At 46.4% G+C, this 24,887-nt stretch carries 7 protein-coding genes; 6 read left to right on the forward strand and 1 reads right to left on the reverse strand.

Going from position 1 to position 24,887, the window contains the following annotated elements; genetic code table 11:
• The first annotated feature begins 229 nt into the window (after nt 1-229).
• The 5 genes from AC6H1S_RS06930 (at nt 230) to AC6H1S_RS06950 (ending at nt 20,251) form a co-directional block, all read left to right on the forward strand.
• Nucleotides 230-16,252 carry a CLIPPER-2 domain-containing protein gene (locus AC6H1S_RS06930; protein ID WP_497565646.1) on the forward strand — a complete coding sequence of 5,341 codons (16,023 nt, stop codon included), beginning with the start codon at nt 230-232 and terminating at the stop codon, nt 16,250-16,252.
• 1 nt (nt 16,253) lies between these two features.
• The gene (locus AC6H1S_RS06935; RefSeq protein ID WP_199138931.1) at nt 16,254-17,234 is read left to right on the forward strand and encodes a PorP/SprF family type IX secretion system membrane protein; all 981 of its coding nucleotides are present in this window, start codon (nt 16,254-16,256) and stop codon (nt 17,232-17,234) included.
• 36 nt (nt 17,235-17,270) lie between these two features.
• Nucleotides 17,271-19,229: an OmpA family protein gene (locus AC6H1S_RS06940; protein WP_497566023.1), complete on the forward strand. Its 1,959-nt coding sequence runs from the start codon at nt 17,271-17,273 to the stop codon at nt 19,227-19,229.
• Between the two features lie 43 nt (nt 19,230-19,272).
• Nucleotides 19,273-19,653 carry a response regulator gene (locus AC6H1S_RS06945; protein WP_199138933.1) on the forward strand — a complete coding sequence of 127 codons (381 nt, stop codon included), beginning with the start codon at nt 19,273-19,275 and terminating at the stop codon, nt 19,651-19,653.
• 163 nt (nt 19,654-19,816) lie between these two features.
• Entirely contained in the window at nt 19,817-20,251 is a 435-nt protein-coding gene (locus AC6H1S_RS06950) for a nuclear transport factor 2 family protein (protein WP_199138935.1), read from the forward strand.
• Between the two features lie 154 nt (nt 20,252-20,405).
• Here AC6H1S_RS06950 and AC6H1S_RS06955 read toward each other — a convergent pair whose 3' ends face one another.
• A complete protein-coding gene (locus tag AC6H1S_RS06955) occupies nt 20,406-21,422 on the reverse strand; it encodes a LacI family DNA-binding transcriptional regulator (RefSeq protein WP_497565647.1) in 1,017 nt (338 codons plus the stop codon).
• A gap of 233 nt (nt 21,423-21,655) precedes the next feature.
• On the opposite strand from AC6H1S_RS06955, the gene AC6H1S_RS06960 reads away from it, so the two are divergent.
• A complete protein-coding gene (locus tag AC6H1S_RS06960) occupies nt 21,656-24,886 on the forward strand; it encodes a SusC/RagA family TonB-linked outer membrane protein (RefSeq protein ID WP_497565648.1) in 3,231 nt (1,076 codons plus the stop codon).
• Nucleotide 24,887: the final 1 nt, after the last annotated feature.

Raw genomic sequence — 24,887 nt, forward strand, 5'->3', positions numbered from 1 at the left:
TATTAACAATGAGTTAAAATAAGGTGCTCCTGTTAGTGCCAGGGCTGATTCTTTTGGTACTACTCCTTTCTGCTATAGCCGTTCTGGCCATGGTTGGTAATATGGCGTTTCTTTTGAATAAGTGCGTACGAATAACGTGACATTCTCCTACGCCATTATGATTAGAAATTTACCACTTTCCTTTACAAATCACCTAAAAAGGCAACTTTCTTTAGGCTTTTTGATATTGATGGCAATTATTGCCTTTTGTTTGCTGCTGTCTAATCCTGTTCAGGCACAAACCTACAAAACGCACTACATTGCGCCTGCTCCATGGCAATATTGGAGCGATGCCAATGAATTGGTGGTTACAACCAACACTGCTGGAACTACGGTTAGCGTAAAGAAAAGCGACGGTACTTCGGTAACGACCTTGAATCCAACCCCTGGTAATCCGGCGGTTTATCGTTTTGTGGGCAGTCCGGTTGGTTTAAACAGGAACGCCTTGAACACCGTGCTTAATGGTGCCGGCCTGATCGTTTCGGCAAACAACGCCATTTCTGTTAACATCAGGAACGTAGCTTCCGATAATTTGAGCGGCGGTTCTGCATCAGATCAATATATCAAGGGCAATGCTTCGCTGTTCAGTTTTGGCGATCCAGCCATTGGTACTTCGTTTAGGGTAGGTTATTACAGGGATGGCGATTTAAATGGCGTAAGTACAGCAACATCGACTAAAAGGCCGGTTTATTCGGTCATGGCAATCAATGATGGTACTACGGTTAAATTAAACGGAACGGCAGTGACTACGTTAAATGCCGGTCAAAGCTATATTCTACAAGCGACTTTGGGTAGTTTGGTAGAAACATCGGGCCCGGCGGTAATGAATACCGGTATCAACGTTGATGCCCCCGCCGGTTGTGGCGATGGTGCGTTTAACCCGGTACCGCCGATTACTTCATTAGGTAGCGAATACATTGTAGTGCGTGGTGCCGGCAACAATACGGCCGAGCAAACCACCATTGTGGCTACCGAAGCCAACACCAGTGTAACGGTTTACGACTTCAGTTCGGCCGGTGTATTGCAATCGGCAAATACCTATAATTTGGTGGCTGCGGGTAGCTTTGTAACTTTTGCCAACGGTGTTGCAGGTTCGGGCTCGGGTTCGGGGCAAACCGGCGATCAAGGTTCTGGCTCTCGTATCGTGGCTACCAAAAACATCGTAGCTTATTCGGGTACGGCCAACAACTGCGAAGTTGATGTGGCTACACTCGCCCCGATTTCTAGTTGCGGAGGCTCATTAAAGGCCGAAACCTATAAGTTTAGGGATTATACAGGTAGCGATCTTCCTTATTTTGCCTATATCATTACCAAAAGTCCAACTGAGAAAGTTTATTTGACTACCACAGGCGGCTCGCCTTCGTATACCAATGTTGATATCGAAACCTTATCAGGCGCTCGCCGTCAGTTGGGTAGCTCAGGTGCTTATGTAATTGATTTTACGAACACCAATATCGGATCGCCAAACTCTTTTACCTTAACCAGTGATTCGAGATTGACGGTAGCGATGGTGCAATCGGGCGGTGGTTTCTCGATGTCGAACTTCTTGTCGCCATTGCCAGAGCAGGCCTTAAAACCTACTTATACGCAATCTGATTGTGCTTCGGCTACTTTAACCGCCGATCCTTCCAGCTTGCCACCTTACCAATGGTATTTAGATGGCAATCCGATTAGTGGTGCAACCAGCAATACTTATGTAGCGGCTGTTTCAGGTTCTTATACAGTGACTTCCAAACTAGATTGTGGCTATAGCGCGCAATCTATTCCTGTTGTATTGGCACTTTGCAACGTTGATTTATACGTTAACAAAACCATCAGCAACCCTACGCCGGCCGTTAATTCGACTGTGGTATTTACCATCAAGGCCACCAATTCAAGCACAGCTTCTGGAACGGTAACAGGTACGGGCAACGCTATAGGCGTGTCGGTGAATGATCTTTTGCCTTCGGGCTACACTTATGTGTCGAGCAATCCAGCGCCGGGCACTTCTTATAATCCAACTACCGGTTTATGGTCTATTGGTGCCATGAATCCTGGACAGCAGTTGACATTAACTATCTCGGCAATTGTTAAGAGCACCGGAAACTATACCAATACGGCTACCATTTCTGGCCCGCAGGCTGATCCAGTTCTTTCAAACAATACTTCATCGGTTACGCCTACACCGGTTTCCATTACACTAACCAGTGCCAATGGTACCGACGCGCAATCTATTTGTAAAGGCGGTGCCATCACCAATATTACCTATAGCTTAAGTGGAAGCACCAATGGAACGGTATCGGGTTTGCCGGCAGGTGTAAATGGCGTCTATGATTCAAGTACAAAAACCTTTACCATTAGCGGTACGCCAACAGAGCCAGCAAGCGGTACACAAACTTTTACCTATACCGTAAATTCTATCAGTGGTTCTACCACGGTTTCTACTACAGGTACCATTACGGTAAACGGAGATGTGGGTACACCTGTATTTGCAATGGGTTCAACTTCTACACGTTGTCAGGCGCCGGGTACTACAAGTTACACGGCTACGGCTGCCAATAGTTCGAGTATGAGCTATGCCATTAGTCCTTCCAGTGCAGGCGTAATCAATTCTTCTACCGGTGTGGTTACCTGGTCGTCTACTTTTAACGGTACGGCTACCATTACGGCAACGGCCACCGGAGTTTGTGGCACTAAATCGGCTACTCATACCGTAACGGTAACAGCTACGGGTGTTATTACAGGCTCATCGCCGGTTTGTTCGGGTACTACAGGTACACTTACTTTGGGTAGCACTACAGCTAGTGTGGTACGTTGGGAAGCTTCAACAGACAACGGCAACACTTGGTCTAACATTGCCAATACCACCAATACTTATACGTATACCAATATTCAGGCTACTACTATTTTTAGGGCGGTAGTGAGCGGTAATGGCTGTACTAATGCCTATTCAACAACTGCAACCATTACGGTAACTCCAAAACCAGCGGTTAATAACCAAACTTATACCTTATGCCAAACCGGTAATTTTAATTTTGCCCCGATTGATGTACCAACCGGTACTACTTATACTTGGTCGGCACCAACGGTCACTGGAGGTTCGGTAAGTGGAACTACAGCAGGAACAAACCAGGGTTCGGTTAACCAAACCTTAACCAATACAGGTACAACGGTAGCTACGGTAACTTATACGGTTACGCCTACTTATTCGTCGTGTTCGGGCAGTTCTTTTACCATTACGGTTACGGTTGTGCCTACCTTAACGGCAAGTGCAACTAATCCGGCGGCCATTTGTACAGGTTCTTCATTCAGTGTCAATCCTACCAGCAATGTATCAGGTACCACTTATACTTGGACAGCAGCTTTGCAAAGTGGTACGGCAAGCGGATTTAGCAACCAATCAACACCGGTAAGTTCGCCAATTAGTCAAACCCTAACCAATACCACGGCCGCAAATGCTGTGGTAAGATATACCGTAACACCAATTTATAATGGTTGCAGCGGCAATGCCTTTACTTTTGATGTAACTGTTAATGCAGTAATCGGCAACAATACCATTTCGGGTGCACAAACCATTTGTGCTGGAAGCACAGCAAGTTTAACCGGCGCGGCACCAACTGGAGGCAATGGTACTTACACCTATTTGTGGCAGCAAAGCACAGATGGCGGGAACAACTGGGCAGCTGCCAGTGGCACAAATAACGGCCAGCATTATACCACTGCTACTTTAAGTCAAACGACGCAATACCGCAGGATTGTAACTTCTGGTCCATGTGCCTCAAACACTAGTGCGGCGGTTACAGTAACGGTTAATCCGGTAGCTACTTTGGTATTAACCAGCGGAACGGCAAATCAAACCATTTGCGCAGGAAGCAGTATTAGCGATATTGTTTATACTTATGGCGGGTCGGCAACAGGTGCAACGGTAACTGGCCTGCCTGCGACAAATTACACCATTAATACCACCAATAAAACAGTAACTATTAAAGGTGCGGTAGCGGCTAATTCAACCTATGTAATTGCTACCACCGGCCAGGCAGCGCCATGTAACCCGGTTAGCTTGAGCGGTATCATTACCGTAAGCCAAGCGGCTACTTTAGTGTTGACCAGTGGATCGGCCAGTCAGGCGATTTGTGCCGGAGCTAGTGTTTCTCCGGTTGTTTATACTTATGGTGGATCGGCAACAAATGTAACGGTTACTGGTTTGCCCGCAACAAACTATACGATTAACACCACTAACCAAACCGTAACCATAAGCGGTGCAGTAGCCTCCACTTCAAATTATACTATTTCAACTACCGGACAAACTGCGCCATGTGCTGCGGTTTCATTGAGCGGTACCATTACAATAAATCCGTTGCCCACAGCAACCATAGGCGGAACCACAGCGGTTTGTCAAAATGCAACAGCTCCGAATGTAACCTTTACGGGCGCCAATGGAACCGCTCCTTATACTTTTACCTACAAAATTAATGGCGGTGCCGATTTGACCGCAACCACCACCAGCGGCAATAGCGTAACTGTAGCGCAACCAACTGGAACTGCCGGAACTTTTGCCTACACTTTGGTTAGCGTAAAAGATGCCAGTTCAACAACTTGTACGAACGCACAAAGCGGAACGGCAACCATTACGGTTAATCCGTTGCCAACGGCAAGTATCGCTGGTACAACAACTGTTTGTCAGAATGCGGGAACACCAAACGTAACCTTTACCGGTGCCAATGGAACCGCACCGTATACCTTTACCTATAAAATTAACAATGGCAGCGACCTTACCGTTACCACTACCAGTGGCAATAGCGTAACCGTAGCACAGCCAACAGGAACCGCCGGAACATTTACCTATACTTTGGTCAGTGTAAAAGATGCCAGTTCGACAACTTGTACGAACGCACAAAGCGGAACAGCAACCATTACGGTTAATCCATTGCCAACGGCAACCATCGGCGGAACCGCAGCAGTGTGTCAGAATGCCACGGCGCCAAACGTAACTTTTACTGGGGCCAACGGAACGGCTCCATATACCTTCACTTATAAAATTAATGGCGGTGCCGATTTGACCGTGACCACCACCAGTGGCAATAGTGTAACCGTGGCACAGCCAACAGGAACCACCGGAACTTTTGCCTACACTTTGGTGAGTGTAAAAGATGCCAGTGCTACCACTTGTATCAATGCGCAAAGTGGTACGGCTACGATTACCGTAAATTCAACACCTAAGGGATTTAACGATGCCGTTACGTTAAATTGCACCGGCGTATTGGCTTATAACCTACAGGCCAACGTAAACAATACGGCCAATGGAGGTAACGCTGTAGCATCTTCGTTTGCTTGGACAGTAAGTTCTAACCCCAATGTAATTGGCGAGACGGCCGGTTCTGGAAATTCGATAAACCAAACTTTATATAATACCAGTACAACGGTTCAAACCGTAACGTATACGGTTACGCCAACTGCATCGGGTGCGGGTACTTGTGCAGGCAGCACCTTTACGGTTACAGTAACAGTGCCAGTTTGTTCTTCGATCTCGATTACTAAAACTGCAAATACCAGTTCAGTAACTGTTGCTGGTACCGTGATCAATTATACCATCACGGTAGTGAACACAGGCAATGCCAATCAGAATAACGTGGTTGTCAGCGATCCGTTGCTGGGTGGAGCCTTGACTTCGCCTGTTAAAACGGGTGGCAACCAAGATGCTATTTTGGAAAAGGGCGAAACCTGGACTTATGCCGGTAGCTATACCGTAACCCAAAGCGATTTGAATAACAACGGTAATCCAACTGCAAACGGCAAGATTACCAATACTGCTACGGTTAAAACAACCGAAATTCCTGCGGGCCAAAGTGCAACCGCCGAGGCGACCTTAAACCTGAATGCTGCCGTTAGCCTGGTTAAAACCGGTTCACTTAACCTTTCAGGCAACACCATTACCTACAATTTTACGGTTAAAAACGAAGGTAACGTGACGCTAAATAACTTAAGTATTGTTGATAGCAAGGTTACCGGTCCGATTACGGTTACGCCATCAACCTTGGCACCAGGCGCCACTGCCAGCGCTACCGCAACTTATAGCATTTCGAATACAGAAAAGGTAGGGGGTAGCGTAAGCAATAGTGCAACAGTTACTGGTAAAGATCCTCAGAACAACAATGTAACCGATATTTCGGGTACGGCCACAAATAACAACACGCCAACCGTTACGCCAACTGGTGTTTATGCAGCAGATGATTCGGGTTCGGCAAATGCGGTAGCTGGCGGTACAGCAGTAAATAATGTGTTGGCCAATGATAAACTCAATGGCAATCCTGCTACTTTAAGCAACGTAACCTTGACTTTGGTTTCGACCAGTAGTCCTAAGGTAATGTTGGATGAAGCTACGGGAAAAGTGATAGTAGCTCCAAATACGCCAGTAGGTACTTATACCTTGGTTTACCAGATTGAAGATATCGCAAATCCGGGAAATGTAAAGACCGCTACTGTTACGGTAAACGTAGTAAACGGCGATTTGATTGCTGCCAACGATAGTGGCACTGCCAATGCGGTTGCCGGTGGTACTGCGATTTCGAATATCCTGGCAAACGATCTTTATAATACTTCTTTACCAGCTACAACTTCAAATGTAACCATTACCGAGGTGCCTGGTAGCAATACCAGTGCAGGCAAAGTAACTCTCAATACAGCAACAGGCGAAGTAAAGGTCGCGCCAAATACCCCGGCGGGTACTTATTACATCGATTATACCATTACCGACAAACTTGACAACAGCAAGACCTCTACTGCACGTATAGAAGTAGTGGTAAGTACCGGTGCATTGTTGGCAACCGACGATTCTGGAAGTGTAAATTCGGTAGCCGGTGGTACAGCAGTTAGCAATGTTTTAACCAACGATACCTACAACGGTGGCAGTGCGGTAAATTTTGGCAATGTTACCTTGGCCGAAGTGTCGGGTAGCAATACCAGTGGCGGCAAAGTAACCCTGAATACCGCTACAGGCGAAGTGAAGGTAGCGCCAAATACTCCTGCTGGCGTATATAAAATTGATTATACCATTACAGATAAGCTCGATAACAGCAAAGTTTCTACGGCTACCATTACCGTAACTGTGGCATCGGGTGCCATAGCAGCAACCAACGACTCAGGTACTGCAAATACCGTAACCGGAGGTGTTGCTATTGCCAACATATTAAGCAATGATACCTACAATGGCGGCAGTGCGGCAAGCTTGAGCAATGTAACCCTAACCGAAGTATTGGGTAGCAATAATAGTGGAGGGAAGGTAACCTTAAATGTAGCCGATGGATCGGTAAACGTAGCGCCAAATACTCCGGCTGGGGTTTATACCATCGATTATAAGATTACTGATAAACTCGACAACAGCAAAACTTCTACAGCAACCATTACGGTAACCGTAGGCGCTGGCACATTAACCGCTACCAACGATTCGGGAACTTCGAATACGGTAACTGGCGGTGTTTCCATTGCAAATATTTTAGCGAACGATAAATATAACGGCACTGCTACTGCCCCAGGTTTGGCCAATGTAACCATTACTGAGGTAGCCGGCAGCAACACCAGTGCAGGCAAGGTAACCCTTAATGCAGCTGATGGCTCGGTAAACGTAGCTCCGAATACTCCGGCTGGGGTTTATACCATCGATTATAAGATCACCGATAAGCTCGAAAACAGCAAAACCTCAACCGCCACCATTACCGTAACTGTAGCAGCTGGCGCCCTGGTGGCCACCAACGATAACGGTACTGCGAATACGGTTACAGGCGGTACGGCAGTCGGCAATGTGTTGACAAACGATAAGTACAATGGCACTTCAAATGCGCCATCTTTAACCAATGTAACCATTACTGAAGTACCAGGTAGCAACACCAGCGCAGGCAAAGTAAGCCTGAATACTGCCGACGGCTCAGTAAAAGTAGCTGCAAACACTCCGGCAGGTACTTATACCTTAAATTATACGATTACCGATAAACTTGATAACAGCAAAACCTCAACCGCAACTGTAACCGTAGTGGTTGGAGCTGGTGCAATTGTAGCAACTGGTGATTCGGGAACCTCCAATACCGTAACCGGTGGCACTGCTATTGCCAATGTATTGGCTAATGATACTTATAACGGTGGCACTTCGGCAAGCTTAACCAACGTAACCTTGATCGAAGTGGCAGGCAGCAATACCAGCGCAGGCAAAGTAACCCTCAATGTTGCCGATGGTTCGGTAAATGTAGCACCAAACACGCCAGCGGGTGTTTATACATTCGATTATAAGATTACAGATAAACTCGACAACAGCAAAACCTCAACGGCTACCGTTACAGTAACCGTAGGTGCGGGCACACTAACTGCAAACAATGATGCCGGTACGGCTAATGCCGTTACAGGTGGAGTGGCTGTGGCCAATGTATTGGCCAACGATAAGTACAATGGAACTGCATTGGCACCAACTTTAACCAATGTAATGCTAGCCGAAGTGGCAGGTAGCAATACCAGCGCCGGCAAAATAACCCTGAATACTGCCGATGGTTCGGTAAACGTAGCGGCGAACACGCCGGCTGGTGTTTATACACTAGATTACAAAATCACCGACAAGCTCGACAATAGCAAAACTTCGACCGCTACCGTTACCATCACCGTAGCTTCTGGTACCTTGGTGGCGACTAACGATAATGGAAGCGCCAATAGCGTAACCGGCGGTACGCCAATTGCCAATGTATTAACCAACGATAAATACAACGGCACTTCATCAGCTCCAAATTTAATCGATGTAACCTTAGCCGAAGTGGCCGGTAGCAATACCAGCGCCGGCAAGATAACTTTGAATACTGTCAATGGCTCTGTAAATGTAGCCGCCAATACTCCGGCAGGTGTATATACTTTCGACTACAAAATCACCGACAAGCTCGACAACAGCAAAACCTCAACCGCTACTGTTACCATTACCGTAGCTTCGGGTACTTTGGTGGCCACCAATGATAATGGCACAGCCAATAGCGTAACCGGCGGTACTGCAGTTGGCAATGTGCTTAGCAACGACAAATACAATGGAACTGCTACGGCACCAAGTTTGGTTAATGTTGCTTTAGCCGAAGTAGCTGGTAGCAATACGAGTGCAGGCAAAGTAACCTTGAATACAGCCGATGGTTCGGTAAGGGTAGCCGCAAATACACCAGCTGGTACCTATACTTTGGATTATACCATTACCGATAAGCTGGATAACAGCAAAACTTCTACCGCTACAGTTACTGTGATTGTTTCTTCCGGAGCGCTACTGGCCTCGAACGATTCGGGCAGTGCCAATACGCTGAATGGCGGTACAGCAATTAATAATGTGCTAGCCAACGATAAATACAACGGTACATCTTCGGCACCAACTTTAACCAATGTAACTTTGGCCGAAGTGGCCGGTAGTAATACCAGCGGGGGCAAAGTAACCCTGAATACGGCCGATGGTTCGGTAAAAGTAGCGCCAAATACGCCGGCGGGTGTTTATACCCTTGATTATATCATTACCGATAAACTCGATAACAGCAAAACCTCAACCGCTACTGTTACGGTAACAGTATCATCAGGCGCTATTCTAGCTTCGAATGATTCGGGTACCTCAAACTCGGTAAATGGCGGTACGGCAATTGCCAATATCCTAACCAACGACACCTACAACGGAGGCGTGGTGGCAGGCATAAGCAATGTAACCATTGCCGAGGTTCCGGCCAGCAACACCAGCGGAGGCAAAGTAACCCTGAATACGGCCGATGGTTCGGTAAAAGTAGCGCCAAATACACCAGCAGGAGTATACACTCTCGATTATACCATCACCGATAAGTTGGATAACAGCAAAAGCTCAACAGCCCGTATTGCCGTAACTGTTGCCTCGGGTGCAGTTTTTGCAGCCAACGATGCCGGTACAGCCAATACGGTTAATGGCGGCGTGGCTATTGCCGATATCCTAACCAACGATACCTATAACGGCGGTGCAAGTGCTAGCTTGAGCAATGTAACCATTGCAGAAGTTCCGGCCAGCAATACCAGCGGTGGCAAGGTAACCTTAAATACAGCAACAGGCGAGGTAACGGTTGCGCCAAATACACCAGCTGGAACCTATCTTATCGATTATACCATTACCGACAAGTTGGATAACAGCAAAACCTCAACAGCCCGCATTTCCGTAATCGTGGCTTCGGCAAGCATTGCGGCAACCAACGATGCCGGTAGCATTAATGGTCTGAATGGCGGTACGGTAGTTAACAATGTATTGGCCAACGATACCTACAATGGCGGTGCGCAAGCCACTTTGGCTAATGTTAACCTTTCGCAGGTTTCGACCACCAACAGCAATGTAACGCTTGATGCAACTACTGGTCAGGTAAAGGTAGCTCCTGGAACTCCAGCTGGTACTTATATGCTTGTTTACCAAATCGTAGACAAGTTAGATCCGACGCAGGTAAAACAGGCTACAGTAACCGTTACCGTAACGGCACCAGTAATGGTAGCCCTAAACGATGCAGGTGCAATTAATGGAGTTACCGGCGGAACTGCTGTTGCAGATGTATTGATTAACGACAAATACGATGGCAACCCAGCTACGTTGGCCAATGTAACCCTGTCGCAAATTTCTTCAACCAGCGCTAACGTAACCTTAGATCCTGCAACTGGTCAGGTCAATGTAGCTCCAGGAACTCCAGAGGCCATTTATACCTTGGTTTATCAAATTACCGATAAATTAAATCCAACTTTGACCAAACAGGCTACCGTAACAATCAACGTAAGTGCGGCGCCAATGATTGCCTCGGATGATTCTGGATCGATCAATGGTTTAGTAGGAGGTACGCCGGTTAACAATGTATTGGCCAACGACAACTATAATGGCCATACGCCTACCTTGGCGGATGTGAACCTTACACAGGTGTCAAGCACTAGTCCTAATGTAACTTTGGATGTAGCGACAGGCAAAGTAAACGTAGCGCCAAATACGCCGGCAGGTACTTATACCTTGGTTTACCAAATTGAAGACAAATTAAATCCTGGTCAAACCAAACAGGCTACGGTAACCATTACTGTCGATCCTCCGGCATTGGCCGCTTCTAACGATAGCGGTTCAGTAAATGGTTTGCCAGGTGGTGTTGCAGTAGCCAATGTGTTGTTGAACGATACTTATAACGGTGCAACGGCAACAGTTGGTCATGTAACCATCAGCCAGGTGTCAAGCACCAGCCCTAAAGTAACTATCGATCCGGCCAATGGCTCTGTTAATGTAGCTGCAAATACGCCGGCAGGTGTTTATACCTTGGTTTACCAAATAGAAGATAAATTAAATCCAGGTTTGACCAAACAGGCCACGGTAAGCGTTACAGTTACCGCCCCGGCATTGAATGCGTTAAACAACAGTGGTTCGGTAAATGGATTGACTGGCGGAACAGCCGTAAACAATGTATTGAACAACGATTCTTACAATGGGGGTCCGGCCACTTTGGCTAATGTAAACCTTACCCAGGTTTCAACCAATAATCCAAACGTAACCTTGGATGTAACTTCTGGCAAAGTAAATGTAGCAGCAAACACGCCAACAGGAAATTATGTGTTGGTTTATCAGATCGAAGACAAGCTAAATCCAGGGCAGACCAAGCAAGCTCAGGTTATGGTTACGGTTACCGCTCCGCCTATGGTTGCTTTAGACAATAGCGGTTCTGTAAACGGTTTAACTGGCGGTACCGCTATACCAGATGTGCTGAACAACGATACCTATAATGGTGCCACAGCCACTTTAGCCATGGTCAACCTCAGTCAGATTTCGACCACAAACTCTAATGTTACGCTTGATCCGGCTACAGGCAAGATAAACGTAGCACCAAATACAGCTGCCGGAACCTATACTGTAGTTTACCAAATCGAAGATAAATTAAACCCAGGCTTAACCAAGCAGGCCTCGGCTATTGTCACTGTAACGGCGCCGTCGTTGTTGGCTACTAATGACAGCGGTTCTGTAAATGGCTTAACTGGCGGTACGGCAATTAACACCGTGCTTTGGAACGATGCCTACAACGGTAATCCAGCTACGCCATCCGACGTAACCATTACCCAAATTTCGACCAGCAATCCTAACGTAAGCTTAGATGTTGCCACTGGCGAAGTAAATGTAGCAGCAAACACGCCAGCCGGAACCTATACCTTGGTTTACCAGATCGAAGACAAATTGAACCCCGGCCAAACCAAACAAGCAACGGCAACCATATCGGTTACTGCACCAATGATGGTAGCCACTGGCGATAGTGGTTCGGTAAATGGCCTGACTGGCGGTACTGCCGTAAACAATGTATTGTGGAATGATACCTACAACGGCGACCCAGCCACTTTGGCTAATGTAAACCTTACCCAGGTATCGACCAGCAACCCGAATGTAACTTTAGATCCGGCTACTGGCAAAGTAAACGTAGCGCCAAATACGCCTGCAGGTACTTATACTTTGGTTTACCAGATCGAGGATAAATTAAATCCCGGCCAAACCAAACAGGCTACAGTAACCATTACGGTAAATGCGCCGGCCATGGTGGCTAACAACGATGGCGGTACAATAAACGGACTTACAGGTGGCACCGTGGTAAACAATGTATTAACCAACGATACCTACAATGGCAATCCGGCTACTTTGGCTGACGTAACCCTTACCCAGGTATCGACCAGCAACCCGAATGTAACTTTAGATCCGGCTACCGGCAAAGTAAACGTAGCGCCAAATACGCCGGCCGGAAGCTATACCGTGGTTTACCAGATCGAAGATAAATTGAACCCAGGCCAAACCAAACAGGCAACCATCACCGTAGTGGTAGATGCGCCTGTAATGATGGCCAACGACGACAATGGCAGCATCAACGGACTTAGTGGAGGCACGGCTATCAACAATGTATTGGTGAACGATACCTACAATGGCAATCCGGCAACTTTAGCTAGCGTAACCCTTACCCAGGTATCAACCAGCAACCCTAATGTAACCTTAGATGTAGCCACAGGCAAAGTAAACGTAGCACCAAATACACCTGCCGGAACTTATACCGTGGTTTACCAGATCGAGGATAAATTAAATCCCGGCCAAACCAAACAGGCTACTGCAACCATTACTGTAAACGCACCAGCTATGGTAGCCAGCAATGACAACGGTACTGCCAACGGCTTAACCGGTGGCACTGCAGTAACCAACGTATTGGCTAACGATACCTACAACGGCAATCCGGCCACTTTGGCTGATGTAACCCTTACGCAGGTATCAACCAGCAATCCTAATGTAACCTTAGATCCAACAACAGGAGCGGTAAATGTGGCGCCAAACACGCCGGTAGGTACTTACACCATCGTTTATCAGATAGAAGATAAATTGAATCCTGGCCAAACCAAACAGGCTACGGTAACCATTACGGTAACTACTGGTGCTATTGTGGCTTCGCCAGATCAAGGTACCGCCAACGGATTTACCGGAGGAGTTGCCGTAACCAATATCCTGACTAACGATACCTATAATGGCGGTACAACAGCTACTGCAGGAACAGTTAATATTGTACAGCTTTCAACCAGTAATCCAAAAGTAAACATTGATCCGGCCACAGGCATGGTTAATGTGGCTGCAGGTACATTGCCTGGAAGCTATACCTTGCACTACGAAATTACCGATAAGCTGGATGCCAGCAAAAAAGACAATACTACCGTAACCGTAGAGGTGCCAAATTGGATAACAGACCTGTCGATTACCAAAATAGCAAACAAAGCAGGGGTAGAACCTAACGAAAGCATCAGCTATTTGCTAACCATTAAAAACATGGGTCCGGCAACGTTGTTGGCTGGCAAGGTAATCGGACTGACCGAAAACCTACCTGCAGGTTTAGAAAATATAACCTATAGCGCAACAGGTGGTTCTTACGATGCGGCCGGTCATACCTTTACCATTGGTACCGATTTATTGGCCAATCAAACAGTAACGGTAACCGTAACCGGTACCATTGCACCAAACTTTGCCCAGGCTAATATTTTGAACTCGGCAAGCGTTGATGTGGCATCGGGTACCACAGACCCTGATCCGAGCAATAATACCGCTACCACTACGACTACCGTGCTCAAAGGTGGGGTAAGTCTGATTAAAACGGCTGCAATCAGTGCCGATAAAAACCAGATTACCTATACTTTCACTATTACCAATACGGGTAGCGTGCCATTGAGCGATATATTGTTGAACGACACGAAATTAGGCCTCAACAAAATCATTCCTGGTATTTTGGCAGTAGGCGCAAGCATAGTGCAAACCGAAGTTTATACTTTAACGCAGGCTGATAAAGATTTGGGTGCCGTAACCAATACCGCCACGGTAACTACCAAATCGCCGGCAGGCAATACCATTACCGATATTTCTGGAACCGATGGTACCAACAATACCCCAACGGTAACCACAATTGATGGTACGGCGGCCATGACCTTCACCAAGGTGGCCAACAACGCCGTGAGCAAGGCAGGCGATGTGATCAACTATACCTTGGTAGTTAAAAATACAGGTAGCCTTACCTTAAGCAATATAACAGTTGCCGATGCTGGAGCCGATGCCGGAAGCATTACACCAGCTACCATTGCCTCGATTTTACCAGGCGAAACAGCTACCGTAACAGCCAAGCATACCGTAACGCAGGCCGAAGTAAATGCCGGAAGCTTTAGCAACCAGGCTAGTGCAACAGCCAAAGATCCGAAAGACAATAACGTTAACAAGGTGTCCGACGATCCGAATACACCGGCGGCCAACGATCCAACAGTTGTAAAAATTGGTGCAACACCATCAATGACCTTAACCAAGGTAGCTAACAACTCGGGCATCAAGGCTGGCGATGTAATCAACTATACCTTGGTGGTAAAAAATACAGGAAACGTAACGCTGACCAATGTTGTCGTAGCCGATGCCGGTGCCGATGCCGGCAGCATTTTGCCAGCAAACATCGCTTCGATATTGCCTGGTGCTTCGGTTACCGTGACTGCTAAACACACCTTGACACAGGCGGAGATTAATGTGGGTACTTTCAGCAACCAGGCTAGCGTTACCGGAAAAGATCCGGCAAATAATACCGTTTCGAAACCTAAGTCAGACGATCCGAATACGCCTGAACCAGATGATCCAACGGTAGTAGTGTTAACACCTAATGCCAACTTGGTTACGGTAAAAACGTTGAAAAACACTGCGCAGACCTCTTATGTGCCTGGCGATGAAGTGCCTTTCCTCATTACCATAACCAACAACGGCCCAAGTGCGGCCAGCAATGTAAAGGTGGTCGACTATGCTCCTGTAGGTACAAGCATTAGCAAATGGAAAGCAACAGCAACAGGTTTTACTTTAACCAACACCAGCGGCATGGGCAACTTAGACCAAACCATAGCCCTGATGCCTAATGGCGCACAAGTGGTTTTCGAGGTAACCGTAAAAACAGATAATGGTTCGTCGAGCCCAAGCCTGGCAGCGCAACCTTTGGCTAACACCGTAAAAGTAACAACTGCTACGCCAGACCTGACCACTGTGGGAGACGTGCCAACCACCACGCCAATTCCGGCAACCATCATGAACGATCTGTCGATTACCAAAACGTCAGACCATAATACGCCGACCGGAACAGATACGCCATTCGATTACACCATTACCATTAAAAACAATGGTTTCTTTACAGCCAATGGCGTGGTAGTTACCGATGTATTGCCAGCCGGGTTAAGCTACGTATCAAACCAAGCTACTGCAGGTATGGCCATCTTCAGCAACGGCACAGCCACCTTGAGCTGGAACATCAGTACATTGGCTGCGGGTGCAACGGCAACACTTACCTTAAAAGTAAAAGCGAACATAGGGGGTATCATCAGCAATACCGCTAGTGTAAAAGCTTTAGAAGGCGATCCAAATACAGCGAACAATACAGCAACCGATCTCAAGGAAATTTTTGTACTCAATACCAAACCAAATGTAATTACGCCAAATGGCGATGGCAAGAACGACACCTTCGTAATCGATGGGCTGGAGCTTTATCCAGAAAACAATATCAGAATCTTTAACCGTTGGGGCAATGAGGTTTTCCATAGCAATGGCGCTTACAAAAACGATTGGAATGGTAACGGACTCAATGAAGGTACCTATTACTACTTGCTCAAAGTAAAAGATTCAAAAGGTAATTGGTCGGTATCAAAAGGTTACATCACATTATTAAGAAATAACTAAGATGATAAAGAAAGGTCTCTTCCTATTCGCATTGCTAGTGGCTGCCTTCGTGGGCAGGGCGCAGCAAGATGCACAATATAGCCAATATATGTTCAATGGTGTGTATATCAATCCTGCCTATGCAGGTTATAAAGAGCAGTTGAACATCCATAGTTTTTACAGAAACCAATGGACAGGCATTACTGGATCGCCCAAAAGCATGTCGCTGGCCGTTGATGCCATTGCCAATCAGGGCAACGTAGGCTTAGCTTTTCAGGTATCGAGCGATAAGCTCGGGGCTCAGAGCAACGTTTCGGCCTATGCCAGCTATGCCTATCGTTTAAGGGTAGGACAGTCTGAAGATTCGCGCCTGGCGTTTGGCTTGGGCGTTGGCGTTATGCAGCAAGGCCTTGATGGCGAAAAACTGAATGCCAGGGATGCAGGCGACAACTACATTCCGGTAAACAACCAGAACGTACTTGCACCCGATGCCCGTGCTGGGGTATTCTATTCAGACGATAGGTTTTATGCCGGTTTCTCGGTCGATAACCTCATTGCACAATACATCATCAACAAGAAAAACCTGAGTGTTTACTTCCAAACGCCCAAAGCACACTATTACCTTACTGCCGGTATGTTGTTGCCCATTAACGAAGAAGTGCAGCTTAAGCCGTCGTTCCTGTTGAAAGACGACCGTGGCGGTCCAACCAGCTTGGATTTAAATGCCTTTGTGCTTTTTGGCAACCGGTTTTGGATTGGTGGCAGCTACCGTACGGCTGTAAAGCTCTACAACAAGAGCTACCTGCAAAACGACCTGCAAAAAACCAATTCCATTGTAGGTATGGTTGATTTTTATGTCACTCCAACCGTCCGTGTAGGCTATGCCTACGACCAGTCGATCAGCAAACTGGCCGGTTATAGCGGCGGTTCGCACGAGATTTCGATAGGTGTAACCATCAGGCCAAAAGAAATTATAAGAATGCTCACTCCAAGATATTTCTAAACAATGCAGCTCAAAACGAACAATAAAAAATATCAAATGATCCACAAAGGCAAATGGTTGTTTTTAGGTTTGCTGGCCATGGGCCTTCAAACCAAGGCACAGTATGTATTGCTGAAGGCAGACGAAGAATTCAGGCTTTTCCATTACAGTACAGCCATTGGTTTGTATACCGAAGCCTATCAGAAAAAACCAACTACACATGCCATTGAGCGTTTGGCCGCCTGCTACAGACTAACCAAAGACTATCCGCAGGCCGAAAGCTGGTACGCCATGCTGGTTAAGGAAAAAGGAGCAAAGCCCGAAGCCTTTTTGTACTATGGAGATGCCTTGCGCAACAATTCTAAATATGCTGAAGCAAAAATACAGTACCAAAAATACGGCGAGCTGAATAGGGATTTGCCTGCCACGCAAAAGAGCATGCTCGTTTTGTCGTGCGACTCGGCATTGAGCTGGATGAAAAGCCCCAAAAGCTTGGTGCTTAACAATAAAAAAAATATCAATAGTGTGAGTGAGGATTGGGGAGCAGTAACTTATCAGGGCGGCATTGTTTTTACATCCGACAGAAGAAATGCATTGGTGCAGGAAGAAGTGAAGAAGAATAGGCCATTTCTGAAATTTGATGAAGCGAACATTGCGCCTGATAAGGTTACTTATGGCTGGACCGGCAACAATTACCTGCGCCTGTATGTCCAAAAGGGAACAGATAGCGCAACGCTTTTTCCGTTTAACGCCGGATCTGAATACCATGTGGGCGCCGCGACTTTTACCGCCGACGGCAACGAAATGTATTTTACGCTAACCCGTATTCCAGAACTCATCGAACGCGAAAAGGGTGTGCCTAAAACCGTAAGAGTCGAAATTTATTCGAGTAAAAAAGACGCCAACGGCAAGTGGGGTGCTGTACAGCCTTTCAAATACAACAATGTAAACGAATATTCGGTAGGCGATCCGTTCATCAGCAAGGATGGAGGCGCACTTTATTTTGTTTCCGATATGCCCGGTGGCAAGGGGCTTACCGATATCTATGTATGTTTCAGAACCGAAGGTGGCGGCTGGGGCAAGGCCATCAACCTGGAAGAAATCAATACCGAAGGCTCAGAGCGTAGTCCTTTTTTTGATGACGACAGCAATTTCTATTTCGCTACTGATGGCCGTATAGGCATGGGAGGCTTGGATGTATTTAAGGCAACCAAACGAGGCAACGGATTGGCCGAGCCTAAAAACATGGGCTATCCGCTCAACTCGCCACAAGATGATTTTGCCTTTTTCCTAACCGGTAAAAAAGAAGGCCTGCTGTCGTCAGATCGCGTAGGGGGGAATGGCAGCGACGATATCTACAGCTTCATTTTAAACCCCAACCTCAGCTTTAAGCTAGAAGGCGTGGCACTCGACAAAAAAACAGGCTTGCCATTGCCGGGTGTAATCGTCAGCCTGAGCAAGGCCGATGGCACCATCATCAGCGCTCAAACCGACGACCAGGGCCGTTACAAATTCAACCTCGAAGAAAATACCGAATATTTTATCAAAGGCACCAAAACCGATTTCCGCAATGCCGAAACCGAAACTATCAGCAATGTAGGCATCGAAAAATCAGCCGTGTTCAAAAAGAACATCTACCTCGATCCGATCGAGCTGTTCAAGGAAATTAAGCTCGAAAACATTTACTACGATTTCGACAAGAGCAATATCCGGAAAGATGCTGCCATCGAATTGGATAAACTCGTAAAAATCATGAAGGAAAATCCAACCATCTGGATCGAATTAGGTTCACATACCGACAGCAGAGGCAACGATAAATACAACATGAAACTATCGCAGGCCCGCGCCGATGCCGCCGTGAGTTATATCATTAGCCGTGGTATAGACAAGGTAAGGATCAAAGCCAAAGGCTATGGCGAAACAAGGCTGCTCAACCAATGCGCCAACGGGGTAGAGTGTACCGAAGAGCAGCATCAGTTGAACCGCAGAACAGAATTCACCATTGTCAAACAATAAAGAGATAATTAAACAGGAGTTAAAATATAAGCAAATGCAGCTAATGAACAGAATAATGATAGTGGACGATAATCCGATCGACCAAATGATAACCGCCCAGGTATTGCGGACCAGCTATGACGAAGTAGAGATCATGGTGATGGAAAGCGTACAGTCGGCCATTGAATACCTCAACTCGAACCAAGGAAACCTGAAGGCAATTCCCTCGCTGATCCTTTTGGATTTGGACATGCCGGAACTGAACGGCTTCGATTTCTTAAGCCACTTCAACAACTATCCGCATGCCGTTAAAAATGCCTGCAGGATCGTGGTGCTCACCGCTTCTGAAGTCACCAACGATATCGAACAGATGGAAGCCGATCCCAACGTATCAAGGCTCATTACCAAACCGCTCAACAAAAATGCACTGATGCCTGTAATCTGAACTTTTGTAAGTTAAATGCTCATATTTTATCTCCAGAGCCTCTTATTCGGTTAAGAGGCTTTTTTAGGTTTGTAACTTTCCATTTAATTGCCGCATAACTTGTTTAAGTTGATGTCGCTTGCTATTTTAGCCGTTGTCTAATATTTTGAAAACATTGCCCAACATGAAAAAAGTAGCTGTATTTATCTTCGCATTAACCATCCATTTTGCTGTAAACGCCCAAACCGTTGCCGAAAAGGGCGTACTGGCCGCCGTCGAAAAAATGAGGCTGGCCATGATCAGTGGCGATAGGAAGGCGCTTGAACAAATTGCCGCAAATGATTTGAGCTATGGCCATTCGAGCGGAAAACTAGAAGATAAAGCCACTTTTGTAGAAACGATTGCCAGTGGCAAATCCGACTTTGTGGAAATAACCCTCAGCAACCAAACCGTAAAAGTAACCGGTAATACCGCATTGGTCCGTCATCAGCTCGATGCCAAAACCAACGATGGAGGCAAGCCCGGCGAAGTGCATTTGGGCATTCTGTTGGTTTGGCAAAAACAAGGCAAAGAGTGGAAGCTTTTAGGCAGACAGGCTTACAAGTTGCCACAACCTTAGGCTTTTGGCCTGTACTTGCGTATCATTCGTAAATTTAATCGGGAAATGCTTTCCCAATTTGTCTGCCTGCAGTTTTGTAATCCATCAAAAGTAACAGAATAACAGATGGTTAAGTTCAAGATGGCGTATATGGGTTTTGGTTGTGTTTTTGCAGTTAAGTATGCCGTACAAACAGTTCTGTATCTAATACCTTTTTTTCAAATTCTTCAACCGGATATTTTGCTTCAATCAGCTGAATGAGCATTTGCGTGGCCAATTTGCCAATTTCAAAAGCGGGCTGACGTACGGAGGTGAGCGAAGGATTGAACAAATCGAGCACATCAGAATTGCTGAAACCGGCAATGGCCATATCGCCAGGAACAGAAATGTTGAGATTCTTGAAAACGCTTAAGCAACCCGTGCTCAACCTGTCGCCAGCTACAAATATGGCGTCTGGTTTTTCATCCAAGGCTAACAATTCCTTAATCTTGCTTTCGGTTTCTTCGTAAATCATCCCACCATGTGGGCAGTGCTTAATGTAGTTGGCATTTATGGTTAAGCCGTGGTCGTTCAGCGCCGCTTCGTAGCCCGATAGGCGTTCAATGCTGATAGAAAGCTGGCTAGAGCTGGTTAAGTGCGCAATGCGCTTATAGCCCGACCTGATCAGGTGAGCCGTAGCCTCGTAAGCCCCTTTTTCGTTGTTGGCAATAACCTTGTGCGTATTGATTTCTTCCGCTACGCGATCAAAAAATACCATGGGCAAGCCCTTGTCGTGCAATTGTTTTAAATGCGATATATCATTGGTTTGCGACGATAGCGAAACCAAAAGCCCGTCAACAGAACGCGAAGCCAGATGTTGTACGTTTACCACCTCGCGATCGTATGATTCGTGTGTCTGCGAAATGATAACGTGGTAGCCACGGTCGTAGGCAATCGATTCGATGCCGTTAATAGCTTGCGAAAAATAACTGTTGGCTACTTCACTTACCACCACGCCAATAGACTTGCTTCGTCTTTCCTTTAAACTGAGCGCAATGGGGTTGGGCTGATAACCGATTTCCTTGGCGTAATCGAGCACCATTTTCTTGGTGGCGACGCTAATTTCGTGGGTATCTCTTAATGCTCTTGAAACGGTAGAAGTGGATAGGCCCAGGGCCTTGGCTATATCTTTTATGGTAACGGGCTCGAACATGCTTCAACGCTATAAATTATACGGTTTTTGAGGATAAAAAAATGCTTCGATAAGAATACGATTTTCTTACAAGTTTAAATATAACTTTTTTGATTGGATTTTGGCAACGTTGTCGGGAACGATTGCACAAATTTATACCCTATAGCGCACTTACATTCTAAGAAAAACAATGTAGACTTGTTAATGGAAGACTCTAAAGGTCGACCGGAAACAACCAAATAACCTAATAATGTATGAAAAAAGTTTTACTGTTCTTTTGTGTGCTTGCTATGGGCATCAGTTTAGCCAAGGCACAAACCAGACAAATATCGGGTACGGTAACCGATAAGGCCAACGGTTCAACGCTACCCGGCGTAGGGGTAATGATCAAAGGCACTAAAATCGCTACCAGTACCGATGCCAATGGGGTTTTTAAACTCGCTATTCCTGCCACAGGCAACACCACCTTGGTCGTAAAGTATATTGGCTACAACGAAAAAGAAGTTGAAGTAGGCGATAAAAAACAGGTTAATGTTGCTTTAGAGGAAAATGCAACCACCTTGAACGAAGTGGTGGTCAACATCGGCTACGGTACCGTACGCAAAGAAGCCCTTACGGGTTCTGTTTCTTCGGTAACTGATAAAGACCTAGCCGGATTTCCGGTAGGTACCGCGGCCGAAGCCTTGGCTGGAAAGCTGGCTGGTGTAACCGTAACGACCACCGAAGGCAGCCCGGGCGCCGAAATTCAGATCAGGGTTAGGGGCGGCAGTTCGCTAACCGGCGACAATTCTCCACTTTACATCGTAGATGGAATTCAGGTAGAAAATGCTTTATCGGTTTTGTCTCCAAACGAAATTCAATCGATTGATGTGCTCAAAGACGTGGCTTCTACAGCCATTTATGGTAGCCGTGGTGCCAACGGGGTAGTCATTATCACCACCAAAAGTGGCAAAAACGGCAAAACCATCGTTTCGCTGGAAGGCTATGCCGGCGTGAGGCAAATTGTAAACGAACTCAAGGTGATGAACCCTTACGAGTTTGTGACTTATCAATACGAACTATACAACAACAATACTGCCCAAGATGTAAAAGATGCCTTTGCCAAAAAATATGGTACTTGGGATGATCTGGACATCTATAAAAACATACCTAATATCGATTGGCAGGATAAAGTATTTGGCCGTCAGGCATTCTCCAATACTCAAATCCTGAACCTTTCGGGTGGTACAGATAAAACCACCTACAATTTTACGCTCAACAACATGCAGGAAGACGGCATTATGCTCGAATCGGGCTTCCGCCGTACTTTTGCCTCTTTCCGTTTCGATCACCGCATTTCAGACAAGTTTCGTGTAGGCGTTAACGTGCGCTATAGTCGCCAACGCGTTGACGGCGTGGGTACTTCGAGCACGGGTTCGCAAGGTACCAACCGCTTAAGAAACTCGGTGCGCTACCAGCCTTATTCTGGCGGTTCCGATTCGGGCGATTTGTTTGATGCCGATTACCTGGCTACGCAGCTCTCTAACCCGATTTCGCTGGCTCACCAAGAATTGAAGTACGATTACCGCAACGATTTGATCAGCAGCGGTTATGTAAGCTATCAGATTTTAAAAAATCTGAACTTCAGGTCGACCTTGGGTATGAACTTTACCGATAGGAAAACCAATGGTTTTAACGGTCCTTTAAGCGGCTTGGCCAGAAACAATGCAGGATTGCCGGCCATTACGCTAGATAACTCGAACCTGCAGACTTTCATCAACACCAATACCGTAAACTACAGGCCAAATTTGGGCAAAGACCATAGCCTAGACCTTTTGGTGGGCGAAGAGCTGAATAAATCAGACATCAAATCGAACAGCAGCACCATCAAATGGTTCCCTATTAATATTAGCGCCGACGAGGCTTTTGCCAGCATCCAAAAGGCCGAACCGCCGGTAGGATCGGTACAAGACAAGCCAACTTCGCTCATTTCGGGTTCGCGCCAGCTTTCTTTCTTTGCCAGGGCTTCTTACGGCTATTTAGGCAAGTATTTGGCTACTTTGAACTTCCGCAGAGATGGTTCCTCGTTTTTTGCCAAAGGCAAGCGCTGGGGCAATTTCCCTTCGGCACAGTTAGCCTGGAGGGCATCTGAAGAAGATTTTATCAAAGATTTGAAATGGGATTGGCTGAGCAACCTTAAAGTACGCGCCAGCTATGGTATTGCCGGCAACAACAGAATAGGCCAAGATTTATTCCGTACCTTGTTTACGGCCAACTCTACGGCAGGTGGCTATGCCGCCTCCGATGGTTCGGTTACTACTGGCCTTATTGCAGGCAGCGTGTTGGCCAACCCTAACATTACCTGGGAGAAAAATATTTCGGGCAATTTGGGCTTTGATATCGATTTGTTCAAAAATCGCGTTTCGTTAGCCTTGGATTTGTACGACAACCGGACCAAGGATTTATTGCTCAATGCCAATATTCCGCCGATAAACGGTTACAACACCCAGCAACAAAATGTGGGCAAAACCCAAAACAGAGGCTTGGAAATCCAGTTGAACGCACAGGTAGTCAAAACCAGGGATTTTACCTATAATGCCGGTATCAACTTCTCGTTTAACAAAAACAAGATATTGGAATTGCAAAACGGCGTACAATCTTATGTGGCACAATCGGGTTGGGTAAACAGTTTGGCCGATTTCAAGGTTGAAGTAGGCAAGCCGGTGGGCCAATTTTATGGCTTCGTATCAGATGGCCGTTATACGGTTGATGATTTTAACTATACCCAAAATACCACAACTGGTGTTTATACCTATACCCTTAAGCCAGGCATTGCCAACAGCCGCGTACTGTTAGGCAACAAAGATCCGCAACCAGGTGATATGAAGGTGAAAAAACTGTCGAGCTCGTCGAGCATGCTTATCGGCGATGACGATAAAACCGTGTTGGGTACTTCGCAACCTAAATTTACAGGCGGTTTTAACAACCAGTTTGCCTATAAAAATTTCGACTTGACCGTGTTCATGAACTTCTCGGTAGGCAACAAGGTTTACAATGCCAACAAAGTAGAGTTTACCTCGCAATACAATGTCAAAGACAACAACCTGTTGGCCGTAATGAACGACAGGTGGAGAAACTTTGATGCCAATGGCGTAAAAGTAACCGATCCGGTGCAACTCACCGCTATGAACGCCAATACAACGCTATGGACACCAACCACAGGTAACTATGCGTTGACTTCGTATGCCATCGAAAATGGTTCTTTCTTGCGTATTACCAACGTTACGCTGGGTTATACTTTGCCAAGCGAAATGCTTAAAAAAACTGGCTTTATTTCGAGGTTAAGGGTTTACGCCACCGTAAACAACCTTTACACGTTTACCAATTACACCGGTTACGATCCTGAGGCCAATACCCGCCGTTCAAATCCGTTAACGCCAGGCATCGACTATGCAGCTTATCCGCGCAGCAGATTTATTTTGGCAGGCTTAAACTTAACTTTCTAAT

The sequence above is a fragment of the Pedobacter sp. TM02 genome, from assembly GCF_059705275.1.

What these genes read in the sequence shown, in the direction of transcription:
- AC6H1S_RS06930 (WP_497565646.1), top strand. Translation starts at nt 230, where the DNA reads ATGGCAATTATTGCCTTTTGTTTGCTGCTGTCTAATCCTGTTCAGGCA.
- AC6H1S_RS06935 (WP_199138931.1), top strand. Translation starts at nt 16,254, where the DNA reads ATGATAAAGAAAGGTCTCTTCCTATTCGCATTGCTAGTGGCTGCCTTC.
- AC6H1S_RS06940 (WP_497566023.1), top strand. Translation starts at nt 17,271, where the DNA reads ATGATCCACAAAGGCAAATGGTTGTTTTTAGGTTTGCTGGCCATGGGC.
- AC6H1S_RS06945 (WP_199138933.1), top strand. Translation starts at nt 19,273, where the DNA reads ATGAACAGAATAATGATAGTGGACGATAATCCGATCGACCAAATGATA.
- AC6H1S_RS06950 (WP_199138935.1), top strand. Translation starts at nt 19,817, where the DNA reads ATGAAAAAAGTAGCTGTATTTATCTTCGCATTAACCATCCATTTTGCT.
- AC6H1S_RS06955 (WP_497565647.1), bottom strand. Translation starts at nt 21,422, where the DNA reads ATGTTCGAGCCCGTTACCATAAAAGATATAGCCAAGGCCCTGGGCCTA.
- AC6H1S_RS06960 (WP_497565648.1), top strand. Translation starts at nt 21,656, where the DNA reads ATGAAAAAAGTTTTACTGTTCTTTTGTGTGCTTGCTATGGGCATCAGT.